This is a genomic window from Salmonella sp. 32082101201600294FB01SM01 (assembly GCF_017572865.1).
Classification (GTDB): Bacteria; Pseudomonadota; Gammaproteobacteria; order Enterobacterales; family Enterobacteriaceae; genus Salmonella; species Salmonella enterica.
Window position 1 is genome coordinate 240,552 of record NZ_JAGESB010000002.1, and the last position, 21,845, is coordinate 262,396.

The window sequence follows — 21,845 nt, forward strand, 5'->3', positions numbered from 1 at the left end:
ATGATTTGTCCACGCTGTGCCGATGCACATATTGAACTCATGGCGACTTCGCCGGTAAAAGGAGTCTGGACGGTATATCAGTGTCAGCATTGTCTGTATACCTGGCGCGATACCGAACCGTTACGTCGTACCAGCCGCGAACACTATCCACAAGCGTTTCGCATGACGCAAAAAGATATTGATAACGCGCCAATGGTGCCGAGTATCCCGCCGTTGCTGGCAGAAGACAAACGGTAAAAAAAAAGGCCAGTCTGTCGACTGGCCTTTTTTTGACAAGGGTACTTACTCGCGGAACAGCGCTTCGATATTCAGCCCCTGCGTCTGCAGAATTTCGCGCAGACGGCGCAGGCCTTCAACCTGAATCTGACGAACACGTTCACGCGTAAGACCGATTTCACGGCCTACATCTTCCAGTGTCGCAGCTTCATATCCCAGCAGACCGAAACGGCGCGCCAGCACTTCACGCTGTTTGGCGTTCAGTTCGAACAACCATTTGACGATGCTCTGTTTCATATCGTCATCTTGCGTGGTGTCTTCCGGACCGTTCTCTTTTTCATCGGCCAGGATGTCCAGCAACGCTTTTTCGGAATCACCGCCCAGCGGGGTGTCTACCGAGGTAATGCGCTCGTTGAGACGAAGCATACGGCTGACGTCATCAACCGGTTTATCCAGTTGCTCTGCAATTTCTTCCGCACTCGGTTCGTGGTCCAGTTTATGCGACAACTCACGTGCGGTGCGCAGGTATACGTTCAGCTCTTTAACAATGTGAATCGGCAAGCGAATCGTACGGGTTTGGTTCATAATCGCCCGTTCGATTGTCTGGCGAATCCACCAGGTTGCGTATGTTGAGAAGCGGAACCCGCGTTCCGGGTCAAACTTCTCGACTGCACGGATAAGCCCCAGGTTGCCCTCTTCAATCAGGTCCAGCAACGCCAGTCCACGATTGCCATAACGGCGGGCAATTTTTACCACCAGACGCAGGTTACTCTCAATCATGCGACGGCGAGAAGCGACATCTCCACGCAGTGCGCGACGCGCAAAATAGACTTCTTCTTCGGCTGTTAACAGTGGTGAATACCCAATCTCACCAAGGTAAAGCTGAGTCGCGTCCAACACACGCTGTGTGGCCCCTTGCGATAACAGCTCTTCTTCAGCCAGGTCGTTATCACTGGGTTCCTCTTCACTCAAGGCTTTTTCGTCAAAAGCCTCTACTCCGTTCTCATCAAATTCCGCGTCTTCATTTAAATCATGAACTTTCAGCGTATTCTGACTCATAAGGTGGCTCCTACCCGTGATCCCTTGACGGAACTAGCAAGTCAAAGCCTGGTTCCGCCGCTTTATCGCTGCGGTAAATAACGCAGCGGGTTTACGGATTTCCCCTTGTAACGAATTTCAAAATGCAAGCGTGTAGAGCTGGTGCCGGTGCTACCCATAGTAGCGATTTTTTGCCCCGCCTTAACTTCCTGTTGTTCCCGGACCAGCATCGTATCATTATGGGCGTAGGCACTCAGGTAATCATCGTTATGTTTGATGATAATAAGATTACCGTAACCACGCAGCGCGTTACCGGCATATACGACGCGCCCATCAGCGGTTGCGACGATAGCCTGTCCCTTACTGCCTGCAATGTCGATCCCTTTATTGCCCCCTTCGGAAGCGCCAAAGTTTTCGATCACTTTGCCATCCGTCGGCCAGCGCCATGCGGAAATCGGCGCGCTGGTTGACGTACTGCTTGCATTTGGTTCGGTCGTGCTTACCGTTGGTGCCGTTACAGGCGCTGTGACAACCGTCCCAGCAGGCTTGTTGTTTGGCAACATTTTGTTAGCACTTTGTTCACCTGAGCCCTCAGAATACGTAATTGTTGGTTGAGACGCAACTGCAACGGTGGAATTTTGTGCAGACCTGGTCACAACTCCTTGCTGTGCTGCATCCGCCTGGGTGATCGCATTTCCGCCAGTAATTGGCGTACCGGATGCGTTACCAACTTGCAAAGTTTGCCCTACATTCAGGCTATACGGGGCAGGAATACTGTTTCTCTGGGCCAGATCGCGGAAATCGTTCCCGGTAATCCAGGCGATGTAAAAAAGCGTATCACCCTTTTTCACGGTGTAAGTACTGCCACCCGTATAGCTACCTTTCGGAATATTCCCATACTGGCGATTGTATACGATTCGCCCATTTTCCATCTGCACGGGCTGTTCCGCGACCGGTTGAGTTTGCATGGGCTGCGTTACAGGACGCTGAACGGGTTGAATTTGCGGCGCTTGTTGCGGCGTTTGTTGCGTCGTCGCGCCCATTTTTGGCGGCGGTGTGATCAACATCCCGGAATTGGTATTTGATGACGAACCACTGTCCACAGACGTAACCGGCGCCGGAGGGTTTGACGAACTGGTACAACCTGCCAGCCATAGTGAAACCAGTGATAGTGCCGCAATGCGACTAACGGTGAATTTTGGGCTTCCCGCGCTCATTTATCCCCCAGGAAAAAATTTGGTTAACAACCAGTGACGTAAGAACCGTGCAACGCATTAAGTGAACACGGGAAAATGTGTTCACGATACGCTTAACCCACCGGGAATAACCAGGAAAACTCCAGGTATTCGTTTCGGCTTCATCAGGCGTAATAGTGGGTGTTTGCAGGGCAAACTAGGCCAGCTCTCCCTTGACTAACGGGACGAAGCGAACGGCCTCCACGGTATCGATAATAAATTCGCCGCCCCGGCGACGCACGCGTTTCAAAAACTGCTGCTCATCGCCCACGGGCAGAACAAGAATGCCGCCTTCATCCAACTGTGCCATGAGCGCGGTAGGAATTTCCGGCGGCGCGGCCGTCACAATGATAGCGTCAAACGGCGCACGCGCCTGCCAGCCTTGCCAGCCATCGCCATGACGGGTAGAAACATTATGTAAATCGAGCTGCTTCAGGCGGCGGCGCGCCTGCCATTGCAGCCCCTTAATCCGCTCAACGGAGCAAACGTGATGCACCAGATGCGCCAGAATCGCCGTCTGATAGCCGGAACCGGTGCCAATTTCCAGCACCCTGGACTGCGGCGTCAGTTCGAGCAGTTCCGTCATTCGCGCCACCATATAGGGCTGCGAAATCGTCTGACCCTGGCCTATCGGCAAAGCGATATTTTCCCAGGCCTTATGTTCAAACGCTTCATCAATAAATTTCTCGCGCGGCACTGCGGCAAGCGCATTAAGCACCAGCTCATCTCTGATGCCCTGCGCGCGCAATTGTTCAAGAAGAGCCTGTACACGTCCACTTACCATTGCGTGCCAACTCCCACGCTGTCTAACCAGTCTGAAACCACATCATGCGCGCTGTGCGCGGTTAAATCCACATGCAACGGCGTGACGGAGACGTAGCCTTCATCCACCGCCGCGAAATCGGTATCCGGCCCGGCATCGTATTTATCGCCCGGCGGGCCAATCCAGTACAATGTATTACCGCGCGGATCTTCCTGCGGGATTACTTTATCCGCTGGATGACGGCTACCACAGCGAGTCACGCGGATGCCTTTAACCTGCGCTAACGGTAGATCCGGGACATTCACGTTGAGAATACGCCCAGTACGCAACGGCTCCCGGCTTAACCCTCGCAAAAGCGCGCAAGTCACGGCTGCAGCCGTATCATAATGCTGATAGCCGTTAAGGGAGACCGCTAATGCCGGAAAGCCGAGATGACGACCTTCCATCGCCGCGGCGACTGTACCGGAATAGATCACATCATCGCCCAGATTCGGACCCGCGTTAATACCGGAAACGACAATATCCGGACGCGGACGCATTAAGGCATTAACGCCCAGATAGACGCAATCGGTCGGCGTCCCCATCTGTACGGCGATATCGCCATTATCAAAGGTAAAAGTACGAAGCGAAGATTCCAGCGTGAGGGAATTAGACGCGCCGCTGCGGTTACGATCCGGGGCTACGACCTGTACATCAGCAAACTCACGCAGCGCTTTCGCCAGCGTTTGTATACCGGGCGCGTGAACCCCGTCATCGTTACTCAGCAATATGCGCATAATCACCCATTGTGTTGATCAGTTCCCTTACTACGCTGGTGGCAAAACTGCCTGCGGGCAGCCAGAAACGTAACTCGACGGTAACGTCATCCCACCAGTTCCAGCTTAATTGTTGCGGATAAAGCAGCATCGCTCTGCGCGACGCCTCTACTTTTTCGCGCAGCAACAGCGATTGCAACACCGTTTCCTGGGCAATGGCATCTTGCTCAAACGCCAGCGCCGCACGCTGTGTTCCCCACTCTCCGCTGCCCGGCAACGATGCTGTAATCATCAGCTCTTTTTCGTCTACCCGGCGCTGCAATTCAGGCAGTTCTTCAGATGTCGCGACGAACCAGCTTCCACGCCCCGCTAATTGTAGCGCATCGCCGTCAACAACTTGATTAAAGTCTGGTTTCTTCAGCCGCTGGTGAACAATTTGATTAAACAACGCGCTACGTGCCGCCGACAACCAAAAACTGCGTTTATTGCGATCGCGCACCGGCGCGTTACTTTGCGCCCAGCGCAGCGCGCCCTGCACGTTGCTGCCGCCAATGCCGAATCGTTGTGCGCCAAAATAGTTCGGCACGCCGCCATCGCGAATCGCCTGCAATCGTGTTTCGACATCGCGGCGATCGCTTATTTCACGCAACACCAGCGTAAAAGCATTGCCTTTCAGCGCGCCTAAACGCAGCTTACGCTTGTGACGCGCGTATTCCAGCACTTTACAACCTTCCAGCTGAAAGGCGCTGAAATCGGGCATCTCTTTCCCCGGCACGCGCGCACACAGCCACTGCTCGGTAACGGCGTGTTTATCTTTTTGCCCGGCAAAGCTCACTTCGCGAGCGTGAATTTTCAGGAATTTCGCCAGCGCGTCAGCGACAAAACGGGTATTGCAACCGTTTTTCAAAATACGCAGCAGAATGTGCTCGCCTTCACCATCCGGCGTAAAGCCTAAATCTTCAACCACCACAAAATCTTCCGGATTCGCTTTCAGCAATCCGCTACCTTGTGGTTTTCCGTGCAGCCAGGTGAGATTGTAAAACTCTGTCATTTCGCCGCCTTCATCAGCAACGCGACCGCTTCGCAGGCAATGCCTTCTCCGCGTCCGGTAAATCCGAGCTTTTCCGTCGTCGTCGCCTTCACGTTAACGTCATCCATATGGCAGCCGAGATCTTCGGCGATAAAGACGCGCATTTGCGGAATATGCGGCAGCATTTTCGGCGCCTGCGCAATAATGGTGACATCCACGTTGCCGAGGGTGTACCCCTTCGCCTGAATACGACGCCAGGCTTCACGCAGTAGTTCGCGGCTATCCGCTCCCTTAAATGCCGGATCGGTATCCGGGAAGAGCTTGCCGATATCGCCAAGCGCCGCCGCGCCCAGCAGCGCATCGGTCAGCGCATGTAACGCCACATCGCCATCGGAATGTGCCAATAGCCCTTTTTCATAAGGGATACGCACGCCGCCAATAATAATCGGCCCTTCTCCGCCAAACGCGTGTACGTCAAAACCGTGTCCAATTCGCATTATGCTTTCTCCTGGTGGATGGTTCGGGTCAGATAAAATTCCGCCAGCGCCAGATCTTCCGGACGGGTGACCTTGATGTTATCCGCGCGACCTTCTACCAGCGCCGGATGAAAACCACAATACTCCAGCGCTGACGCTTCGTCGGTGATGGTCGCGCCTTCATTCAGCGCACGCGTCAGACAATCATGCAAGAGTTCGCGGGGGAAAAACTGCGGGGTGAGCGCGTGCCATAAATCGGCGCGCTCTACGGTATGGGCAATAGCGTTTTTCCCCGGTTCGCCGCGTTTCATGGTGTCGCGCACCGGACTGGCGAGGATACCGCCGACCCGGCTGTTTTCGCTGATAGCCAGCAACCGCGCAAGGTCATCCTGATGCAAACAGGGTCTTGCCGCGTCGTGCACCAGCACCCACTGCGCCTTTGCAACGGCCTGCAACCCGGCCAAAACGGAATCAGCGCGTTCGTTGCCGCCATCCACAACGGTGATTTGCGGGTGATTCGCCAACGGAAGTTGGGCAAAGCGATGATCGCCAGGGCTGATAGCAATAACAACGCGTGTCACCCGAGGATGCGCCAGCAGCGCATGAACTGAGTGCTCCAGAATGGTTTTATTACCGATTGAGAGATACTGCTTAGGACATTCTGTTTGCATTCGGCGGCCAAATCCGGCAGCCGGCACCACGGCGCAAACGTCCAATAAAGTGGCTGCCATGTTAAATCCCTGGATGGTTTATCGATGAGTTTGCCCCGCCGTTGCCGCGCGTTTTGAGGCGTCAGGCACCAGACGATAGAAGGTTTCGCCCGGTTTGGTCATGCTAAGTTCGTTGCGCGCGCGCTCCTCAATCGCTTCCTGGCCGCCATTGAGATCGTCAATTTCGGCAAAAAGCTGATCGTTACGCGCTTTAAGTTTGGCGTTTGTCGCCTGCTGCGCGACCACATCATCGTTGACGCGGCTATAGTCATGTATGCCATTCTTACCGAACCACAGCGAGTACTGTAGCCAGACCAGTAAAGCCAGCAACAGCAGCGTTAGTTTACCCATCCTGCCCCCTGAAAAACGGCATCATCATCCCATAACGTCCTCTGTGACTCCACATTCAGGACGGGATTGCCGCGACAACGCCGGCAAATGTACCACATTTGCCGGATGTTACGTATACCCGAGTAAGGAGAACATAATCTCATTGTTGGTTACGGTTTGAATTATGACCGGAGGCGCAGTGATAACCCGTCTACCCTAATAGCCATATAAATAACGCGCCGAACAGCGCGCCTACGGCCAGTAGAGTAAACATGATGCTAAAAAGTATTTTGCCCTTTACCAGCAGATGCAACGCAATACCGATAATCACCGATACCGGCATTAACGCGAGGAAAAAGGGCCAGGTATAGAGGAAAAAAAACAGCGTGTTAGGGCCATAAAGCAGAAAAGGGATCCCCAACGCCAGCAGCCATGACACAAAGCCGACCACCGCCCCCGGAAATGCACTGGTGGCGTCATCGTCGACCATGAAGGCGTCTGACCTTGTGAAAGTAATGTTATGGCTATTACGCATATTAAATCCTGTAACCTTGACCATACCGGGCATACAAGCCCGGTGGTGTCTCAGGATCTGATAATATCGCGCCGTCTCAGCAGGTCTAATAATTGGGAAACCAAATTTGTTACTAATTGTTCACCATTAAGATGAACCTGGGGCGAGTCAGGCGCTTCGTAAATGGCGTCGATACCGGTAAAGTTACGCAACTCGCCCGCGCGCGCTTTTTTATACAATCCTTTAGGATCGCGCTGTTCACAGATAGCCAGCGGCGTATTGACATAAATCTCGATAAAACGATCGTGGCCGACGCGCTCTTTTACCAGTTGCCGCTCGGCGCGGTGCGGAGAAATAAATGCCGTCAAAACAATCAGGCCGGCGTCCGCCATCAGACTGGCCACTTCGCCTACCCGCCGGATATTCTCCTGGCGATCGGCATCGCTAAAACCTAAATCACGGCACAAACCGTGGCGCACATTATCGCCATCCAACAGGTAGGTACTGACGCCACGATGATGTAACGCCTCTTCCAGCGCGCCGGCCACCGTTGATTTTCCCGAACCGGAGAGTCCGGTAAACCACAGCACCACGCCACGGTGGCCGTGGAGCTGTTCACGAGCGGCGACAGTAACGGGATGAGAGTGCCAGACCACGTTCTCATCATGCAGCGCCATGTTTATCTCCCAGCAAATCGCGGGCGTCCCAGTGCGGAAAATGACGGCGTACCAGCGCATTCAGCTCCAGCTCAAACGCACTGTATTCCACGGGCGGCGTCGCTCCGCGTTCGTTCAGTTCCCGCACCATGCCAGCGCCCACGGTGACGTTAGAAAGTCGGTCGATAAAAATCAGCCCGCCCGTCACCGGATTTTGCTGATAAATATCCAGCGCGAGCGGCTCATCGAATGTCATCTCTACCAGACCAATACCGTTTAACGGCAGACTCTCGACGTCTCGTTGGGTCAGATTGTTGATATCAATCTGATAGCGAATAGCCTCGATACGCGCGCGGGTTTTCTTGCCCGCGAGTTTAACGTCGTAGCTTTGGCCCGGCGCCAGCGGCTGTTCCGCCATCCATACCACGTCGATCGCGGCGTGCCGCGCAGGTGCCAGCGTCTCGTTTGCCGCCAGCAGCAGATCGCCGCGGCTAATATCAATGTCGTCGTTGAGTACCAGGGTAATGGCTTCGCCCGCACAGGCTTCTTCTTTGTCGCCATCAAAAGTGACGATACGCGCCACGCTGGATTCCACGCCAGACGGCAGCACTTTAATGCGCTCTCCGACTTTGACGCTACCAGACGCCAGAGTGCCGGCATACCCCCGAAAATCAAGGTTCGGGCGATTGACGTATTGTACCGGAAAGCGCATCGGCTGACGGTCTACCGCACGCTGTATGTCTACCGTTTCCAGGACTTCCAGCAGCGTCGGACCGCTGTACCAGCGCATATTCGCGCTCTGCGCGGCGACATTATCCCCTTCCAGCGCCGAAAGCGGGACAAAGCGAATATCCAGATCGCCCGGCAACTGTTCAGCAAAGGTCAGGTAATCTTCACGAATACGGGCGAAGGTCTCTTCGCGGTAGTCAACGAGATCCATTTTGTTGATTGCCACCACCAGGTGTTTGATCCCCAACAGAGTGGAGATAAAGCTATGGCGACGCGTCTGATCCAGCACGCCTTTACGCGCGTCGATCAGTAGGATCGCCAGATCGCAGGTGGACGCCCCGGTCGCCATATTACGGGTATATTGTTCATGGCCCGGCGTGTCGGCGATAATAAATTTTCGTTTTTCCGTGGAGAAATAGCGGTACGCGACGTCAATAGTAATGCCCTGCTCACGCTCGGCCTGCAGCCCATCCACCAGCAGCGCCAGATCGAGTTTTTCTCCCTGTGTGCCATGACGTTTACTGTCATTATGCAGAGAAGAGAGCTGATCTTCATAAATTTGCAGGGTATCGTGCAGTAAACGACCTATCAGCGTACTTTTACCGTCATCAACGCTGCCACAGGTTAAAAAACGCAACAGGCTTTTGTGTTGTTGGGCAATCATCCAGGCTTCGACGCCGCCTTCATTGGCGATTTGTTGTGCAAGTATGGTGTTCATGGCGACTCCTTAGAAATACCCCTGACGTTTTTTAAGCTCCATCGACCCCGCCTGATCGCGGTCAATCAACCTCCCCTGGCGCTCGCTGGTGGTAGAAACCAGCATCTCTTCGATAATTTCCGGCAGCGTTTGCGCGTGGGATTCCACCGCCCCGGTGAGCGGCCAACAGCCAAGTGTACGGAAGCGCACCATCCTTTTTTTGATGACTTCGCCAGGCTGGAGATCGATACGATCGTCATCCACCATCATCAACATGCCGTCACGTTCCAGAACCGGGCGTTCAGCAGCCAAATACAGCGGCACGATGTCGATGTTTTCCAGCCAGATGTATTGCCAGATATCCTGCTCTGTCCAGTTGGAGAGCGGGAAGACGCGTATACTTTCGCCTTTATTAATCTGACCGTTATAGTTACGCCACAACTCTGGCCGCTGATTTTTCGGGTCCCAGCGATGGAAACGGTCACGAAAGGAGTAAATACGTTCTTTCGCGCGGGATTTTTCCTCATCGCGCCGTGCGCCGCCGAACGCGGCATCAAAACCGTACTTATTCAGCGCCTGCTTTAACCCTTCGGTTTTCATAATGTCAGTGTGTTTAGCGCTACCGTGAACGAACGGATTGATGCCCATCGCCACGCCTTCCGGATTTTTATGTACCAGCAATTCGCAGCCGTATGCGTTGGCGGTACGATCGCGAAAGGCGTACATCTCACGGAATTTCCAACCGGTATCAACGTGCAATAGCGGGAACGGCAACGTCCCCGGATAAAACGCCTTACGCGCCAGATGCAGCATGACGCTGGAGTCTTTACCAATGGAGTACAGCATGACCGGATTAGCGAATTCCGCTGCCACTTCACGGATAATGTGGATACTTTCCGCCTCCAGTTGCCGCAGGTGGGTGAGTCGTTTTTGCTCCATAACCGTTCCTTTGCAATACCGTTTTTTGCTAAACATTTCGATTACACGACTATAGGGAGCGCAGGAGAGTGAATGAAATGACGAATTGGAATGAGTAGTTCCTCAAAGGAATAACGCGGCCCAAAAACCAATATCAAAAAATGCTTAACGTACCGGATTGCCAGCATTTAGGAGCAAATGAAATTGTATTAACACGATCGCGGTTTCATACTAGCCACGTAAAATTTTGTTCTGTATTTAAGGACTCATTATGTTTTCCGCAACGCGCCGCTTTGCCGTCATTCTGGCGCTCGGCGTAGGCTTTATCCTTCCTGCACAAGCAGCATCACCAGGGCCTGGTGAAATAGCGAATACTCAGGCACGACATATCGCCACCTTTTTTCCCGGGAGAATGACGGGCTCCCCCGCCGAGATGTTGTCTGCCGATTATTTACGCCAACAATTTACCCAGATGGGATACCAAAGCGATATTCGAACGTTTAATAGCCGATTTATTTATACCACGAAGGATAATCGCAAAAACTGGCATAACGTGACGGGCAGTACGGTCATCGCCGCCCATGAAGGGCGCGTGCCGCAACAGATCATCATTATGGCGCATCTGGATACGTACGCTCCGCAGAGCGACGCTGATGTCGATGCCAATCTGGGCGGTTTAACGTTACAGGGAATGGATGATAATGCCGCGGGATTAGGCGTTATGCTGGAACTGGCGGCGCGTCTGAAAGATATACCGACCCATTACGGGATTCGTTTTATCGCCACCAGCGGGGAAGAAGAGGGAAAGCTAGGCGCGGAAAATTTACTCAAACGAATGAGTGACGCTGAGAAGAAAAATACACTGCTGGTCATTAATCTCGATAACCTGATTGTTGGCGACAAACTCTATTTTAATAGCGGGAAAAATACGCCGGAAGCGGTGCGTACGCTGACCCGCGATCGGGCATTAGCGATTGCGCGCCGTTATGGTATCGCCGCCAACACCAATCCGGGACGCAATCCATCCTACCCCAAAGGAACGGGTTGCTGTAATGATGCGGAAGTTTTCGATAAAGCGGGAATATCGGTGCTTTCTGTTGAGGCGACGAACTGGAATCTGGGTAAAAAAGACGGATACCAGCAACGCGTGAAAAATGCATCCTTCCCGAACGGCAATAGCTGGCACGACGTACGGCTTGATAATCAACAGCATATTGACAAGGCGCTGCCTGGGCGAATTGAGCGCCGTAGCCGCGATGTAGTGCGGATAATGCTGCCGTTGGTAAAAGAGCTGGCGAAGGCGGAAAAAACGTCCTGATATGCTGGTGAAACGTGTTTATCCCCGCTGACGCGGGGAATTATTTTTCAGCCCTTGTCGACTGCGGAACGCCCCTCGGTTTATCCCCGCTGGCGCGGGGAACACCTGTTCTCAAGCGCCGTTTTAGCCATATCGGCCGGTTTATCCCCGCTGGCGCGGGGAACACAACGATTCATGCAAGTGCCACACCGGCGCTGCCGGTTTATCCCCGCTGGCGCGGGGAACACCCGTTTCTCCTGTTGATGCCCAACTGCTGGAGCGGTTTATCCCCGCTGGCGCGGGGAACACACTGTGAATCCAGGGGCTTACAATTTCCGTACCGGTTTATCCCCGCTGGCGCGGGGAACACCCCGGCTTAAGGGCGAAAGATGAGGGGCAAATCGGTTTATCCCCGCTGGCGCGGGGAACACGCACCTGTTTTAAATTCATCCTCGATAATTTTCGGTTTATCCCCGCTGGCGCGGGGAACACTTCGATAACATGGATGCCAGCGGCGCGGAGTGCGGTTTATCCCCGCTGGCGCGGGGAACACAAGAGACACAACTATGGGACTGATAAATAATTCGGTTTATCCCCGCTGGCGCGGGGAACACTCGATAGCATCACGCAGGCCAGTTAACGCGTCCGGTTTATCCCCGCTGGCGCGGGGAACACGGGAAGGTAATCAAAGGTAGAACGTTCTCGGTCGGTTTATCCCCGCTGGCGCGGGGAACACGAGTTGGGGCTTGTCTCGGTTGATGATGCCGTGGGTTTATCCCCGCTGGCGCGGGGAACACCTCGTCGATAACCCCACCGATCCCGGCCTGGCCGGTTTATCCCCGCTGGCGCGGGGAACACACAATGAGAAAAAATATCACCCGTAAAAATTCCGGTTTATCCCCGCTGGCGCGGGGAACACGATTTCCCAGCGTGGCGAAAGATTGGGAAACTCGGTTTATCCCCGCTGGCGCGGGGAACACACCACGGCAGCCCCTGTGTCACGTCAAGCCACCGGTTTATCCCCGCTGGCGCGGGGAACACTTATTTCCCTGTTTTGTACGTTTTAGTTAACGCGGTTTATCCCCGCTGGCGCGGGGAACACCACCGTATCGCCAACCAGTAATTCTTCAGCGCCGGTTTATCCCCGCTGGCGCGGGGAACACCACCGTATCGCCAACCAGTAATTCTTCAGCGCCGGTTTATCCCCGCTGGCGCGGGGAACACGTCACCGAGCGTTACGGCGACACTGTTTGGGATGGTTTATCCCCGCTGGCGCGGGGAACACCTCATGGATGCCCGATAATTCTGTATATCGGGCGGTTTATCCCCGCTGGCGCGGGGAACACGCAAGCCGTGAAAATGAATAACCATGCCGATCCCGGTTTATCCCCGCTGGCGCGGGGAACACATGTTCCAGACTGATAGCGTGGCGTTACGCGCCGGTTTATCCCCGCTGGCGCGGGGAACACTTAACTTTAACTTACGTGAGGCTAGCGGATGCCGGTTTATCCCCGCTGGCGCGGGGAACACTTCTGCTATGCGCTTCTCTGCGGCTTCCAGCTCGGTTTATCCCCGCTGGCGCGGGGAACACACTGCGGGGGTGAACGACAGACCGGACACCACCGGTTTATCCCCGCTGGCGCGGGGAACACCCCGTTTCAATATATGATTTATCCGTCAGTCCCGGTTTATCCCCGCTGGCGCGGGGAACACACTAAAACTATATATTTGTTCTAAAAGCCCTTTTTTACTACCTAACAAACTACCAACGGTAAGATAACAATTCCTTATTATTAAAGAACATTCAACTTATTGATTTTCAACAGGAAGAAAAGAAACCAAACGCAGTCCATCCAAATCTACCGGAATACGTCGGTTTTCACCCCATGTCTGGAACTCAAATCCCGACTCCGTGTTGGTCGCCCAGGCCATGACGGCATTCCCGCAACCGCCAAGCTGTGTGATCTGTTGCCAAATCATTTCCCGAATACGCTTCGAGGTATCGCCAACATAAACACCGGCCCGAATCTCCAGTAACCAGACGGCAAGGCGACCCCGCAGGCGCGGCGGTACGTTTTCCGTGACCACAACCACCATACTCATCAACCATGCCCCCGATGGCCGCTATCACCCAGTGATTCAGGTTCCGGTATTGCTGGCGGCAGCATATCCGGCGCAGGCTGAGGCGGTTCAATTTCACCGGCAGCGAGTACCTCTTCGATCAGTGGGATCAATTTTCCGGTCAGCTTCGAACTACGAAAAATATCACGGCAGGCCAGGCGCACTTCTTTATCTGGTTCCGCCGGGTGACGAGCAGCGATCTCAAATGCTTTGGGCACCACCGATTCAAATTTGATGATATCGGCAATGTCATAAACAAAAGAAAGCGGCTTACCGCTATGGATAAAACCGATAGCCGGCGCATATCCCGCCGCCAGGATAGCCGCTTCTGAAATCCCGTACAGGCACGATGTTGCCGCGCTAATACATCGGTTGACGACATCCCCCTTCTCCCAGTCTTTCGGATCATAGTTACGACCATGCCACTTCACGCCGTATTGCTTCGCCAGTAATGCGTAGGTCGCCCGCACGCGAGAACCTTCAATACCGCGCAGTTGCTCAACGGAGCGACGGGCGGGCGGCGGTTCGCGAAAACGCAGTTCATACATTTTGCGCACCACCTTCAGCCGCAGATCGTCATCTAACGCCAGCTTTGCCTGATAAAGCAACTTATCGGCTCGTGCGCCGCCGGGTTGTCCGGAGGAATAGACCCGCACTCCCGCCTCGCCCACCCATACCAGCAGCGTTCCTACCGTCGATGCCAGACGCACAGCCGCATGGGAAACCCGTGTTCCCGGTTCCAGCATGATGCAGGCAACCGAACCAACAGGAATATGCGTGCGGATTCCTGTTTTATCGATCAGCACGAATGCCCCATCCAGCACGTCGATCTGACCGTACTGGAGGAAGATCATCGAGGTTCGATCTTTTAACGGGATCGGGTTGAGCGGTACGAACGTCACGCGTCCTCTCCGGGTTTGATCATCATCATTCCGCAGCCAAACGCCCGGCTTTTACCGTACCCCTGCGCCAGACGTTGCAGGAAAAGCGCGGGATCGTTAATCACCAGCACGCCGGTATAGTCCACGCTGCTAAACTGAATCATCTGCCGGGATTTCTCTCGACGTATCTGCTGCTGCCGGTAAGCATCAACGCTCGCCTCGCGTAGGGTAAAGCCATTTTGCTCCCCCTGGCGCACCAGCCATTCCAACGCCGCCTGCTGCTGATAAGACCAAATATCCTGGCTATCGCCCTGCGTTTTACGCTGGCGTTTCGCCTCCATCAGCAAATCGTGACGCTTACCGTTTTTGCAAATTGTCGGATTGGCGCGCAGGTTAAACCGCAGCGTCTGCCCCGCGCTCAGCGTTGGCGCAAACGGGCGAGTCTGCACGTCAAAAATCGCGCTGGCGGCAGGCTGTTCCTGCGAGAGGACAAAAAAGCGAAACGCGCCCTGTAACTCTTCGCGGCGATACAGAAACTGCCGTTCCTTGCCGCCGGGAAAGAGATCCCATAACCACTGGTGCATCACGTACTCACCGCGCTCCACCAGATGCAAGAGTTGTGCTGGCGAAAGCTCGCTGGTGTGCAGCGTTATTCTTGAGAGATACACGCGTCCTCCTTGCTGAGCCACGGCCCCTGATTCACGCTACGTTCACCGAACAGCCATTGCTGGCGGCTCAATGGCATGTCGCGACGACGTAAAATTTTGTTCGCCGTTAAGCCATCGTGTTCACCTTCCCACCAGCATTCGTTCTGTAGCTTGGGAAGAGGTAGTCTCAGCGCATTAAATTTATCCTGGTACTGACGATACGCTTCGCGCAGGGCATCCGGCGCGCGTCCTTCCAGCAGTTGCGGCGCAAGCGGCAACGCCAGAGGGTGACTTTTGCGCCCCAGATACAGCGGGAACACAGGATGTTGTAACGCCGCCTGAAGCTGCGCCAACGTGTAAGGCGCGTCCGGCGTCGCGCTGACAGCAATCATCCACCAAGCGTCGGTGTAGTAGTCGCGTCGGGAAATCAGCGCGCTCAATAATTCAGGATCCTGCAACTCTTCACGGCGGCTGAAGTAACGTGCCTTACGTACCTCTTTCGGCATCTGCACCGTGTGATAATCCCGCGCCCAGCGCGGGTTGCCACTGGCGCACAGCAAAAATTGGTAATGACGATTGAAGGCGTTTAGCCGTTCCTCCTCATCGCGGCGAATTCCCAGCGCCGCAGCTAATAACCCCAACAGCGCCGAGCGCGAGGGTAGCTCATGGCTGTGGCGCACTTCGCCTGGCGCATCCACGCCCCAGGAGGCCATCGGCCCGTGAAGCTGAAAAACCAGATATTGGCTCATAAGCCGCCCCTTACGCGCAGATGAAGTCAAGCACGTCTTTCATGCTTCCCTGCTGATTCATCACGTCGAAACTGGCGGTATCAGTCCGCTGGCCATAAACCTTATTCATATTCTTATGCAGCGATGTAATACGCTTAACCGCAACGTTCAATTGGTCTGTACCGTTGATCGGTTCATAAAACGCGGCCGCCAGTGAACGTGGTTGGTCGGTGCCTTTTTCGGCCAGCGCCCACGAGGCATAGGCACGGCTGGCAAAGCTGTTCTGTTTGCCGGTCGGCGACACTTTCAGCGCCGCTTCAGTAAAGGCGCGCAGCGTTTTGTTTGCCAGTTCTTCATTGTCGTTCAGGTTTTTCACCAGCAGATCTTTGTTGATGCAGATATAGGTGTAAAACAGCGCGGAGCCAAAGCCGGTTTCGCCGAGATGGCCTGCGCCTGCATCTTCTGCCGATGCCTGGCGTAGGTCATCCACAGCAGTAAAGAAATCGTCTTCGACGATCGTTTCGCTGACGCCGAAGGCGTGGGCGACCTGGCAGGCGGCTTCAACGTTAAAATCAGTTTTCTCCGCTAACATCCGGCCAAACATGGCAATATCGACGGCCATGCGATCTTTACGTAGCAGTGCAAGCTCTTCCTCTTTTGGCGCGCGTTTTTCTTCTGCCAGACGGTGCGCCAGCGCTTTCACAGCCTCAAACTCAGCTGGGCTGATATGCACCAGTTGCCCGGTTTCAGCATTCGTCAACTCATCTTTGGGTTTCTTTTCCGCCTTTACCTTGCCAAAATAGTTAGCGATGTTCTTGACGTACTCAACCGCTTTTTTGGCGTCAATGCCGCTTTCAACGAGAATCTGCGCCGCTTCGCGCGCAATACGTCCGCTACGAATACCGATATTCCCGGCAAGCGCCTGCTCAAACAGTTCCGAGGTACGCCAGGCACGTTTCAGGCTCTGAGAGGAGATACGCAGACGCGTCGCGCCGCCAAGCACCACGGTTTTTGGCGCGCCGGTATCGTCACGGTTGAGGTTGGCGGCAGGATAAGCGGTTAATAAATGGAGCTGAATAAACGTTGTCATAAAGATATCCCTGTTAATCTTGTTCGTTATCGCCAGCCTGGTAGTATTCCAGCGCCCAGCGGATACGGAGAAATTCGGTTGGCCGCTGCTGGCGGCGATGGTGGCTCAGCAAGTCGTCTTGTTCCTGACACCAGCGGAAAATATCGTCCGCCAGAGAAATTAGATTTACCGAACCATCAAGCAACTGCACTGCACGACGCAAATGGCGTAATAGCTCGTCGGGAGTTTTCACCGCAGACAGGCGGGAGAAGCGTAGTTTTGACATTACCGGATTGTCACCACTCTTCTTCTGTCCAAGCTGTGTAGCAAAACTCTGTCGCTCATCAATAAATTTGATATGCGCAGCCAGTACCGCAGTAATTGCCAATGCAGTAACATGCCAGTCTGCCTTGTTTTTCCACAACGAATGCGTCTGCATTAACAGCAAATGAAATCCCTCAGACAAGCAGGCCTCATTCACCGTTTTACTGCGCCGCAAGCTGGCCCATGCACCCCGCTTCTCCTGCAAATCCTCATGCCATTTGCGCAGCGTGGCTTTGTGATCCTCTTGCACAATACTCATTCAGCAGCCTCCTGCTTCTTTGCTTTGACGGCTTTCGCGCTTTGCTTTTCCGCCGATGAAGTAAAATGTTTTTTGCGCGCCTTCATGATGCGCTTCAGATCGCTGCTCTCGTAGGGGTTGGTAAAGACGTGATCATCGAAGTAACGACGGGTAAACAGCCAAAGTTCTCTTTGCCATTTATTCAGCCTTTCGTCCGGCTTGTGGCCGTTTTCCAGATCGTGGATCAGATTGAGAAAGCGCCCCTGCGTCAGGTTCCAGAAATCAATGTCGATAAAACTGAAATCACCGCGGGCGCCCTTCGCATTGGCGAACCACGCTTCTTTTAGCGCACTGCGCAGCAGGCTGAGGAGTCGGGTAGCAGTTTGTATTGCTTTACGTAAATCAGGGATCAGACCTTCCGTCATCAGCAACGGAAAGTGGTGCTCATACCAACAGCGGATTTTCATTTTTTTGAAATCGGCACCAAATCCCCACAAGCCTACTTTGATATTCCTGAGCTCTCGGGCATTAAACACTTTGATCACCTGTGCCGGATATTCGGTATTCTTTTCCGTCGGGTTTTCTTGACTTAGTCCCAGCCAATCTCGCCAAAGAAGTCCACCAGGTTGGGTTATAACAGGTTCAAATCCCTTACTATTCTTTATTTGCAGGCGATGTGGTGTTAATGGGTGCCGCCAGCGGTCATAATTAACGCCATAATTCTTGACCAACATCTGGATTAGCAGCTCATCACTATTATTACCGCAGATATTGCACACTCCCTGACGTATTGTCGCGAAATCCAGACGGATACGGCGTGGCATCCCCCAGTATGCTTGTAATTTATTTACCTGCTCATCTGTTGTAATAGTATGAGCTGGTGGCTCGCTGGTACGTGTTGCGGCAAGCCAGGGAAATACAGCCGCATCATAGACGACAGGCAAAGGCAGATCCGCAGCATCCTGCGGCATCACGTTGAGCCACAGCTTGCGCCAGAGCGGCGTTTGCCGCTCTCCCTGATATTCCTGCAATTCAATCAATGTAGTCAGTGGCCCGCCGCCGCGCAGCCCAGTGCGGTAGCCTTGTCCGCCGGAAGGAGCGTTAAGCTGCATAGAAAACAACGCCAACGCGGCACAATGCGGGCAAAAACATTCCATTACGCCACGTTTGATAAAATGATCTGTATTTAACTCAGTAGTTTGAATACCTGGTGTTTCCGGTAATAGCGAAGCTATAGTTATTTTATTGTCGGGTAATTCTTCAAAATCCTGCATAAAAGACGGCGTTTCCGCGCCAAACTGAAAAGCGTGTTCTAACGGTGCTAATGCCTTATGGAGCGCATCGGCATGCAATCCATCAAACCAGATATCCTCCCAGTTTTTGTATCTTTTCGGCGCGATACTGCATTGCAGCAATCCCAACAGAAACTGCCAGGCCGCTCCCTGCAAATCTGCTCGCGTTGCGGCGATGTCCACCACGTTTTCATCCGCCAGATCGACGGGGGCCAACTTACCCGTCGAGCCGTCTTTGAAACGGACGGGGAGCCAGGGCGTTGTTAAAAGTGAAAAATTGTCCATATCTGTATTCGCTATTCCCCCATCATGCCAATCAATCCCTCATTCGCCGAATAACCACAAGCGGCAAAGTCCGTCACCACAATCACCGTGGCAAAATCCTTATCCTGATGCTGTTGCGCACACCACTTACGCAAGGGGTCGCCGTCTAATTTTTCAAACTCGTCTTTATGTTTATCCCACCAGCTCTGACGTACCCGCAGCACGCTCATCTCCCAGGCGTGTTCACCGCTGGCATAAGGGGTTACGACGCCATCCACGATTTTCGCCAGCCACAGCGTGACAGACTCTTCCGCCAACCGCGTTGACATTTTCTCCGGTAGAGAATCGCTAATTTCAGCACAATAGCCCGGCGCAAAGTTAAGCAGCATCTGTCTGGCAAATGCCCGGTCGCAATAAAATTTGCCTTTCTGCAATTGCTCGGTTTTTGCAAATCCAACCGGCATGTTGACGTCCTCGCCGTAGACCGACTCAATCAACAATCGGGCAGATTGCGGCATCCGAATCGTCCCCTGCTCACGTAATATGCGCTGCGTCAGCCACATGCGCCCATGATCGGGATAGACATAGGCGCTGTTACGCATGGCGCTGGATAACCAGTTCTCTCGCGGCGCGTCATCCCACTCCGGAGCAAGAATGCGCAGCACTGGCGTCTCTCGCTCATCCTGCCCACTCTTTTTCACCAGACCGTTACGATCGCGAATATGACGCTGTAGTCGACCGGCCCGCTGAATTAATAAATCCACCGGCGCTAAATCAGAGATCATCTCATCGCAGTCAATATCCAGACTTTGTTCGATTACCTGCGTGGCGATAATGACCTTACCGGCACGTTGCGCAGCGCTCTGTTTGCCAAAGAGATTCAGCGTCTGTGACTCAATCCGCTGACGATCGTGAAAAGCAAAGCGACTATGGAAGAGTAAAAGGTTTTCCGTGGCGACGACCTTACTCAGTTGAAGCTGGCGATAGATACGAATCGCATCATCAACGGAGTTACGTATCCAGGCGATACAGTTTCCTTTTTCCACTGCTTCACCTATACGTTCAAGACACGCCTCTTCACTATGTAGCCAGCCAATATCTACGCTGCGCTCAACCTCTTTGCGTGTATCAACCCGCTGAGAAATCAGCTCTGTTTGTGTGACCTGAGTCAGCCAGGGATAATCGTCATGGCCTAGCAACGGCGCCTGCACACTACGCCTCACCCCACGGGAAAATGCCGCCACCAGCTTATCTCGCTGCTGCTGCGATAGCGTCGCGGATAAGAGAATAGTGGCGTTGCCATTACTGGCCTGCCGTTCGATCAAACCTTCAAGTATTCGGGACATCCATGCATCACAGGCATGGATCTCATCAGCCAGTAAAATCTTGTTGCTAAGACCCAATAACCGCAGGTTGTTATGTTTAAATGGCATTACCGCCATCATCGCCTGATCCAACGTGCCTACGCCAACCTCCGCCAACAACGCTTTTTTATTGCTGTCGGCAAACCAGGCGGAGCATCCCTGACTATAAGGCTGCGCTTCATCGGGTTCTTCCGTACCAGAAAGAGTGACCGACCATATTGACTGATTGAAACGATCCATTAAGCGACGCGCGCTATGCGCCAGAATCAGGCTGGGACGGGAGTCCGGCTGATACAGCGCCAGCCAGGTGTTCGCCATACGTTCAAACATCGCGTTGGCTGTCGCCATTGTCGGCAGTCCAAAATAGAGTCCCTGCGCTTTACCTGCCGCCATCAGTCGATGAGCTAATATGAGCGCCGCCTCTGTTTTTCCGGCCCCGGTGACATCTTCAAGAATAAAGAGTTGGGCGCCATCCACGTTGATATCCAGCTCAAGCGCCTTTTGTTGTAACGGTGTGGGATGCTGAATAAAAGGGAAAAGCGTTTCTATGCCCGTAAAGGCAGACACATTCGCCGCTGAGGGAAATAGCGTGATGGCAGTTTGTGCTTTAGCGAGAGCTTGCTGCCAGTAGGTATCAACAGGCATTTTTTCCGCAGTACGCGGAAAATAACGGCTGGCGGAACCAGTCCAGTCAGCCAGTACAACCGCAGCGGAAATAAACCAGGAAAGTTGCTGAAATTGGTCGATACCCTCATCTTCATCCCAGGCTTCAGGCAAAGTAATTAAAGGAAAGAGCGCTTTTATTCTCAGAAGAAAATCTCTTGCAGCATCTTTATCCTGCTGGCGAAAATGGTCCAGCTCCTGGATTGCCTCTGGAGGGCGTCCATGATGACCTGTAGTAACTGGCATCCAAAGCGCCATAACGCGCTTACTTTTACGAACTGAAAGCGAAGAAGGAGGAAACAATTCAGGGCATTCACTTAGCCAGGAGTTCCACAACACGTATCCCAGCGTGGTATGCGCGATTTTTTCATAATGCCGTGTAGGCTCATTAAAAACATTTAAAGCCTCATGACGGTATAGCTGCTGGAAGGAATGAGCAAACTTTCCAATATCATGCCAACATAAAATCCAGGCAAAAAATTGCGCCGCCTGCTCCTTATCCTGGATGCCTAATTTTTTTAGATAGTGGTCAATAAAATAAATATTATTTATCACCATCCAGTAACCCACAGCCGCAACATCTAAAGAATGCCAGCAAAGCAAATGGTAATCATCACCGCCGTCAATTTCTCCTCGTCGAGACTTTCCCCAATAGTGATATATCGACACGTAAACTCCAGCATGTGGATAATAAAAGCACTCTACGCCTTTTTAATGGTCTTTTTTGTTGATATACCTCACAAAAATCGCATACCATGAGATTATATTTAAATATACTCACTCAAGTTTATATATTCTTCGGAAATATTTATTTCACGAATAATTATTATAAATTTTTCCGCCCTTTTCTTCTGGAAGAGGCGATCAAAGAGGCTTCGTCCAATGCCCCC

At 53.3% G+C, this 21,845-nt stretch carries 23 protein-coding genes and 1 CRISPR repeat array; of the genes, 3 read left to right on the top strand and 20 right to left on the bottom strand.

What is annotated here, in order from left to right; translation table 11 throughout:
* Positions 1-237, top strand: a complete 237-nt coding sequence (locus J4645_RS10965) for a non-oxidative hydroxyarylic acid decarboxylases subunit D (RefSeq protein ID WP_000562967.1) — start codon at positions 1-3, stop codon at positions 235-237.
* Between the two features lie 45 nt (positions 238-282).
* On the opposite strand, the gene rpoS is transcribed toward J4645_RS10965, so the two are convergent.
* Together rpoS and nlpD are read right to left on the bottom strand one after the other, a co-directional pair.
* A complete protein-coding gene (gene rpoS, locus J4645_RS10970; RefSeq protein ID WP_000081498.1) occupies positions 283-1,275 on the bottom strand; it encodes an RNA polymerase sigma factor RpoS in 993 nt (330 codons plus the stop codon).
* 62 nt (positions 1,276-1,337) lie between these two features.
* The gene (gene nlpD, locus J4645_RS10975) at positions 1,338-2,420 is read right to left on the bottom strand and encodes a murein hydrolase activator NlpD (protein WP_223163312.1); all 1,083 of its coding nucleotides are present in this window, start codon (positions 2,418-2,420) and stop codon (positions 1,338-1,340) included.
* Between nlpD and J4645_RS22235 the strand changes: the two genes are divergently transcribed.
* On the top strand, positions 2,350-2,508 hold the full coding sequence (locus tag J4645_RS22235; RefSeq protein WP_223148970.1) for a peptidase: 159 nt from the start codon (positions 2,350-2,352) through the stop codon (positions 2,506-2,508). The genes nlpD and J4645_RS22235 overlap by 71 nt on opposite strands.
* Positions 2,509-2,646: 138 nt before the next feature.
* On the opposite strand, the gene J4645_RS10980 is transcribed toward J4645_RS22235, so the two are convergent.
* The 10 genes from J4645_RS10980 to cysD all read right to left on the bottom strand — a co-directional run bounded on the left by J4645_RS10980 (position 2,647) and on the right by cysD (position 10,088).
* Entirely contained in the window at positions 2,647-3,273 is a 627-nt protein-coding gene (locus tag J4645_RS10980; protein WP_000253542.1) for a protein-L-isoaspartate(D-aspartate) O-methyltransferase, read from the bottom strand.
* The gene (gene surE / locus J4645_RS10985) at positions 3,267-4,028 is read right to left on the bottom strand and encodes a 5'/3'-nucleotidase SurE (protein WP_001221538.1); all 762 of its coding nucleotides are present in this window, start codon (positions 4,026-4,028) and stop codon (positions 3,267-3,269) included. Before surE ends, J4645_RS10980 begins: the two co-directional genes overlap by 7 nt.
* On the bottom strand, positions 4,009-5,058 hold the full coding sequence (gene truD, locus J4645_RS10990) for a tRNA pseudouridine(13) synthase TruD (protein WP_023214375.1): 1,050 nt from the start codon (positions 5,056-5,058) through the stop codon (positions 4,009-4,011). Before truD ends, surE begins: the two co-directional genes overlap by 20 nt.
* Positions 5,055-5,534, bottom strand: coding sequence for a 2-C-methyl-D-erythritol 2,4-cyclodiphosphate synthase (gene ispF, locus J4645_RS10995; RefSeq protein WP_001219244.1), 480 nt, complete (start codon positions 5,532-5,534; stop codon positions 5,055-5,057). Before ispF ends, truD begins: the two co-directional genes overlap by 4 nt.
* A complete protein-coding gene (ispD, locus tag J4645_RS11000; protein ID WP_000741649.1) occupies positions 5,534-6,244 on the bottom strand; it encodes a 2-C-methyl-D-erythritol 4-phosphate cytidylyltransferase in 711 nt (236 codons plus the stop codon). The genes ispF and ispD overlap by 1 nt, the downstream gene beginning before the upstream one ends.
* A gap of 18 nt (positions 6,245-6,262) precedes the next feature.
* A complete protein-coding gene (ftsB, locus tag J4645_RS11005) occupies positions 6,263-6,574 on the bottom strand; it encodes a cell division protein FtsB (RefSeq protein ID WP_000517480.1) in 312 nt (103 codons plus the stop codon).
* Positions 6,575-6,764: 190 nt separating this feature from the next.
* Positions 6,765-7,088 (bottom strand): DUF3561 family protein, encoded by a 324-nt coding sequence (locus tag J4645_RS11010; protein ID WP_001537530.1) that lies wholly within the window; start codon positions 7,086-7,088, stop codon positions 6,765-6,767.
* A 50-nt stretch (positions 7,089-7,138) separates the two neighbouring features.
* Positions 7,139-7,744, bottom strand: a complete 606-nt coding sequence (gene cysC, locus J4645_RS11015; RefSeq protein ID WP_001173659.1) for an adenylyl-sulfate kinase — start codon at positions 7,742-7,744, stop codon at positions 7,139-7,141.
* A complete protein-coding gene (cysN, locus tag J4645_RS11020; RefSeq protein WP_023214376.1) occupies positions 7,731-9,170 on the bottom strand; it encodes a sulfate adenylyltransferase subunit CysN in 1,440 nt (479 codons plus the stop codon). Before cysN ends, cysC begins: the two co-directional genes overlap by 14 nt.
* A gap of 9 nt (positions 9,171-9,179) precedes the next feature.
* Entirely contained in the window at positions 9,180-10,088 is a 909-nt protein-coding gene (gene cysD / locus J4645_RS11025) for a sulfate adenylyltransferase subunit CysD (RefSeq protein ID WP_023214377.1), read from the bottom strand.
* 250 nt (positions 10,089-10,338) lie between these two features.
* Between cysD and J4645_RS11030 the strand changes: the two genes are divergently transcribed.
* On the top strand, positions 10,339-11,385 hold the full coding sequence (locus tag J4645_RS11030) for an aminopeptidase (protein ID WP_000490481.1): 1,047 nt from the start codon (positions 10,339-10,341) through the stop codon (positions 11,383-11,385).
* Between the two features lie 14 nt (positions 11,386-11,399).
* A CRISPR array of direct repeats spans positions 11,400-13,077; the repeat unit is 29 nt; unit sequence CGGTTTATCCCCGCTGGCGCGGGGAACAC.
* 96 nt (positions 13,078-13,173) lie between these two features.
* Here the strand turns inward: J4645_RS11030 and cas2e are convergent.
* From cas2e to J4645_RS11070, 8 genes are read right to left on the bottom strand one after another with little or no spacing between them, the layout of a single operon-like run.
* Positions 13,174-13,467 carry a type I-E CRISPR-associated endoribonuclease Cas2e gene (gene cas2e, locus J4645_RS11035; RefSeq protein WP_023202636.1) on the bottom strand — a complete coding sequence of 98 codons (294 nt, stop codon included), beginning with the start codon at positions 13,465-13,467 and terminating at the stop codon, positions 13,174-13,176.
* Positions 13,467-14,387 carry a type I-E CRISPR-associated endonuclease Cas1e gene (cas1e, locus tag J4645_RS11040; protein ID WP_000144832.1) on the bottom strand — a complete coding sequence of 307 codons (921 nt, stop codon included), beginning with the start codon at positions 14,385-14,387 and terminating at the stop codon, positions 13,467-13,469. The genes cas2e and cas1e overlap by 1 nt, the downstream gene beginning before the upstream one ends.
* The gene (gene cas6e / locus J4645_RS11045) at positions 14,384-15,034 is read right to left on the bottom strand and encodes a type I-E CRISPR-associated protein Cas6/Cse3/CasE (RefSeq protein WP_000281480.1); all 651 of its coding nucleotides are present in this window, start codon (positions 15,032-15,034) and stop codon (positions 14,384-14,386) included. Before cas6e ends, cas1e begins: the two co-directional genes overlap by 4 nt.
* The gene (gene cas5e, locus J4645_RS11050) at positions 15,016-15,762 is read right to left on the bottom strand and encodes a type I-E CRISPR-associated protein Cas5/CasD (RefSeq protein WP_023214381.1); all 747 of its coding nucleotides are present in this window, start codon (positions 15,760-15,762) and stop codon (positions 15,016-15,018) included. The genes cas6e and cas5e overlap by 19 nt, the downstream gene beginning before the upstream one ends.
* A gap of 10 nt (positions 15,763-15,772) precedes the next feature.
* Entirely contained in the window at positions 15,773-16,831 is a 1,059-nt protein-coding gene (cas7e, locus tag J4645_RS11055; protein WP_023214382.1) for a type I-E CRISPR-associated protein Cas7/Cse4/CasC, read from the bottom strand.
* A 13-nt stretch (positions 16,832-16,844) separates the two neighbouring features.
* A complete protein-coding gene (gene casB / locus J4645_RS11060) occupies positions 16,845-17,393 on the bottom strand; it encodes a type I-E CRISPR-associated protein Cse2/CasB (RefSeq protein ID WP_023214383.1) in 549 nt (182 codons plus the stop codon).
* Complete coding sequence (gene casA / locus J4645_RS11065; protein WP_023214384.1) at positions 17,390-18,949, bottom strand: type I-E CRISPR-associated protein Cse1/CasA; 1,560 nt, start codon at positions 18,947-18,949, stop codon at positions 17,390-17,392. The genes casB and casA overlap by 4 nt, the downstream gene beginning before the upstream one ends.
* An 11-nt stretch (positions 18,950-18,960) precedes the next feature.
* Entirely contained in the window at positions 18,961-21,624 is a 2,664-nt protein-coding gene (locus J4645_RS11070; RefSeq protein ID WP_023214385.1) for a CRISPR-associated helicase/endonuclease Cas3, read from the bottom strand.
* Positions 21,625-21,845: the final 221 nt, after the last annotated feature.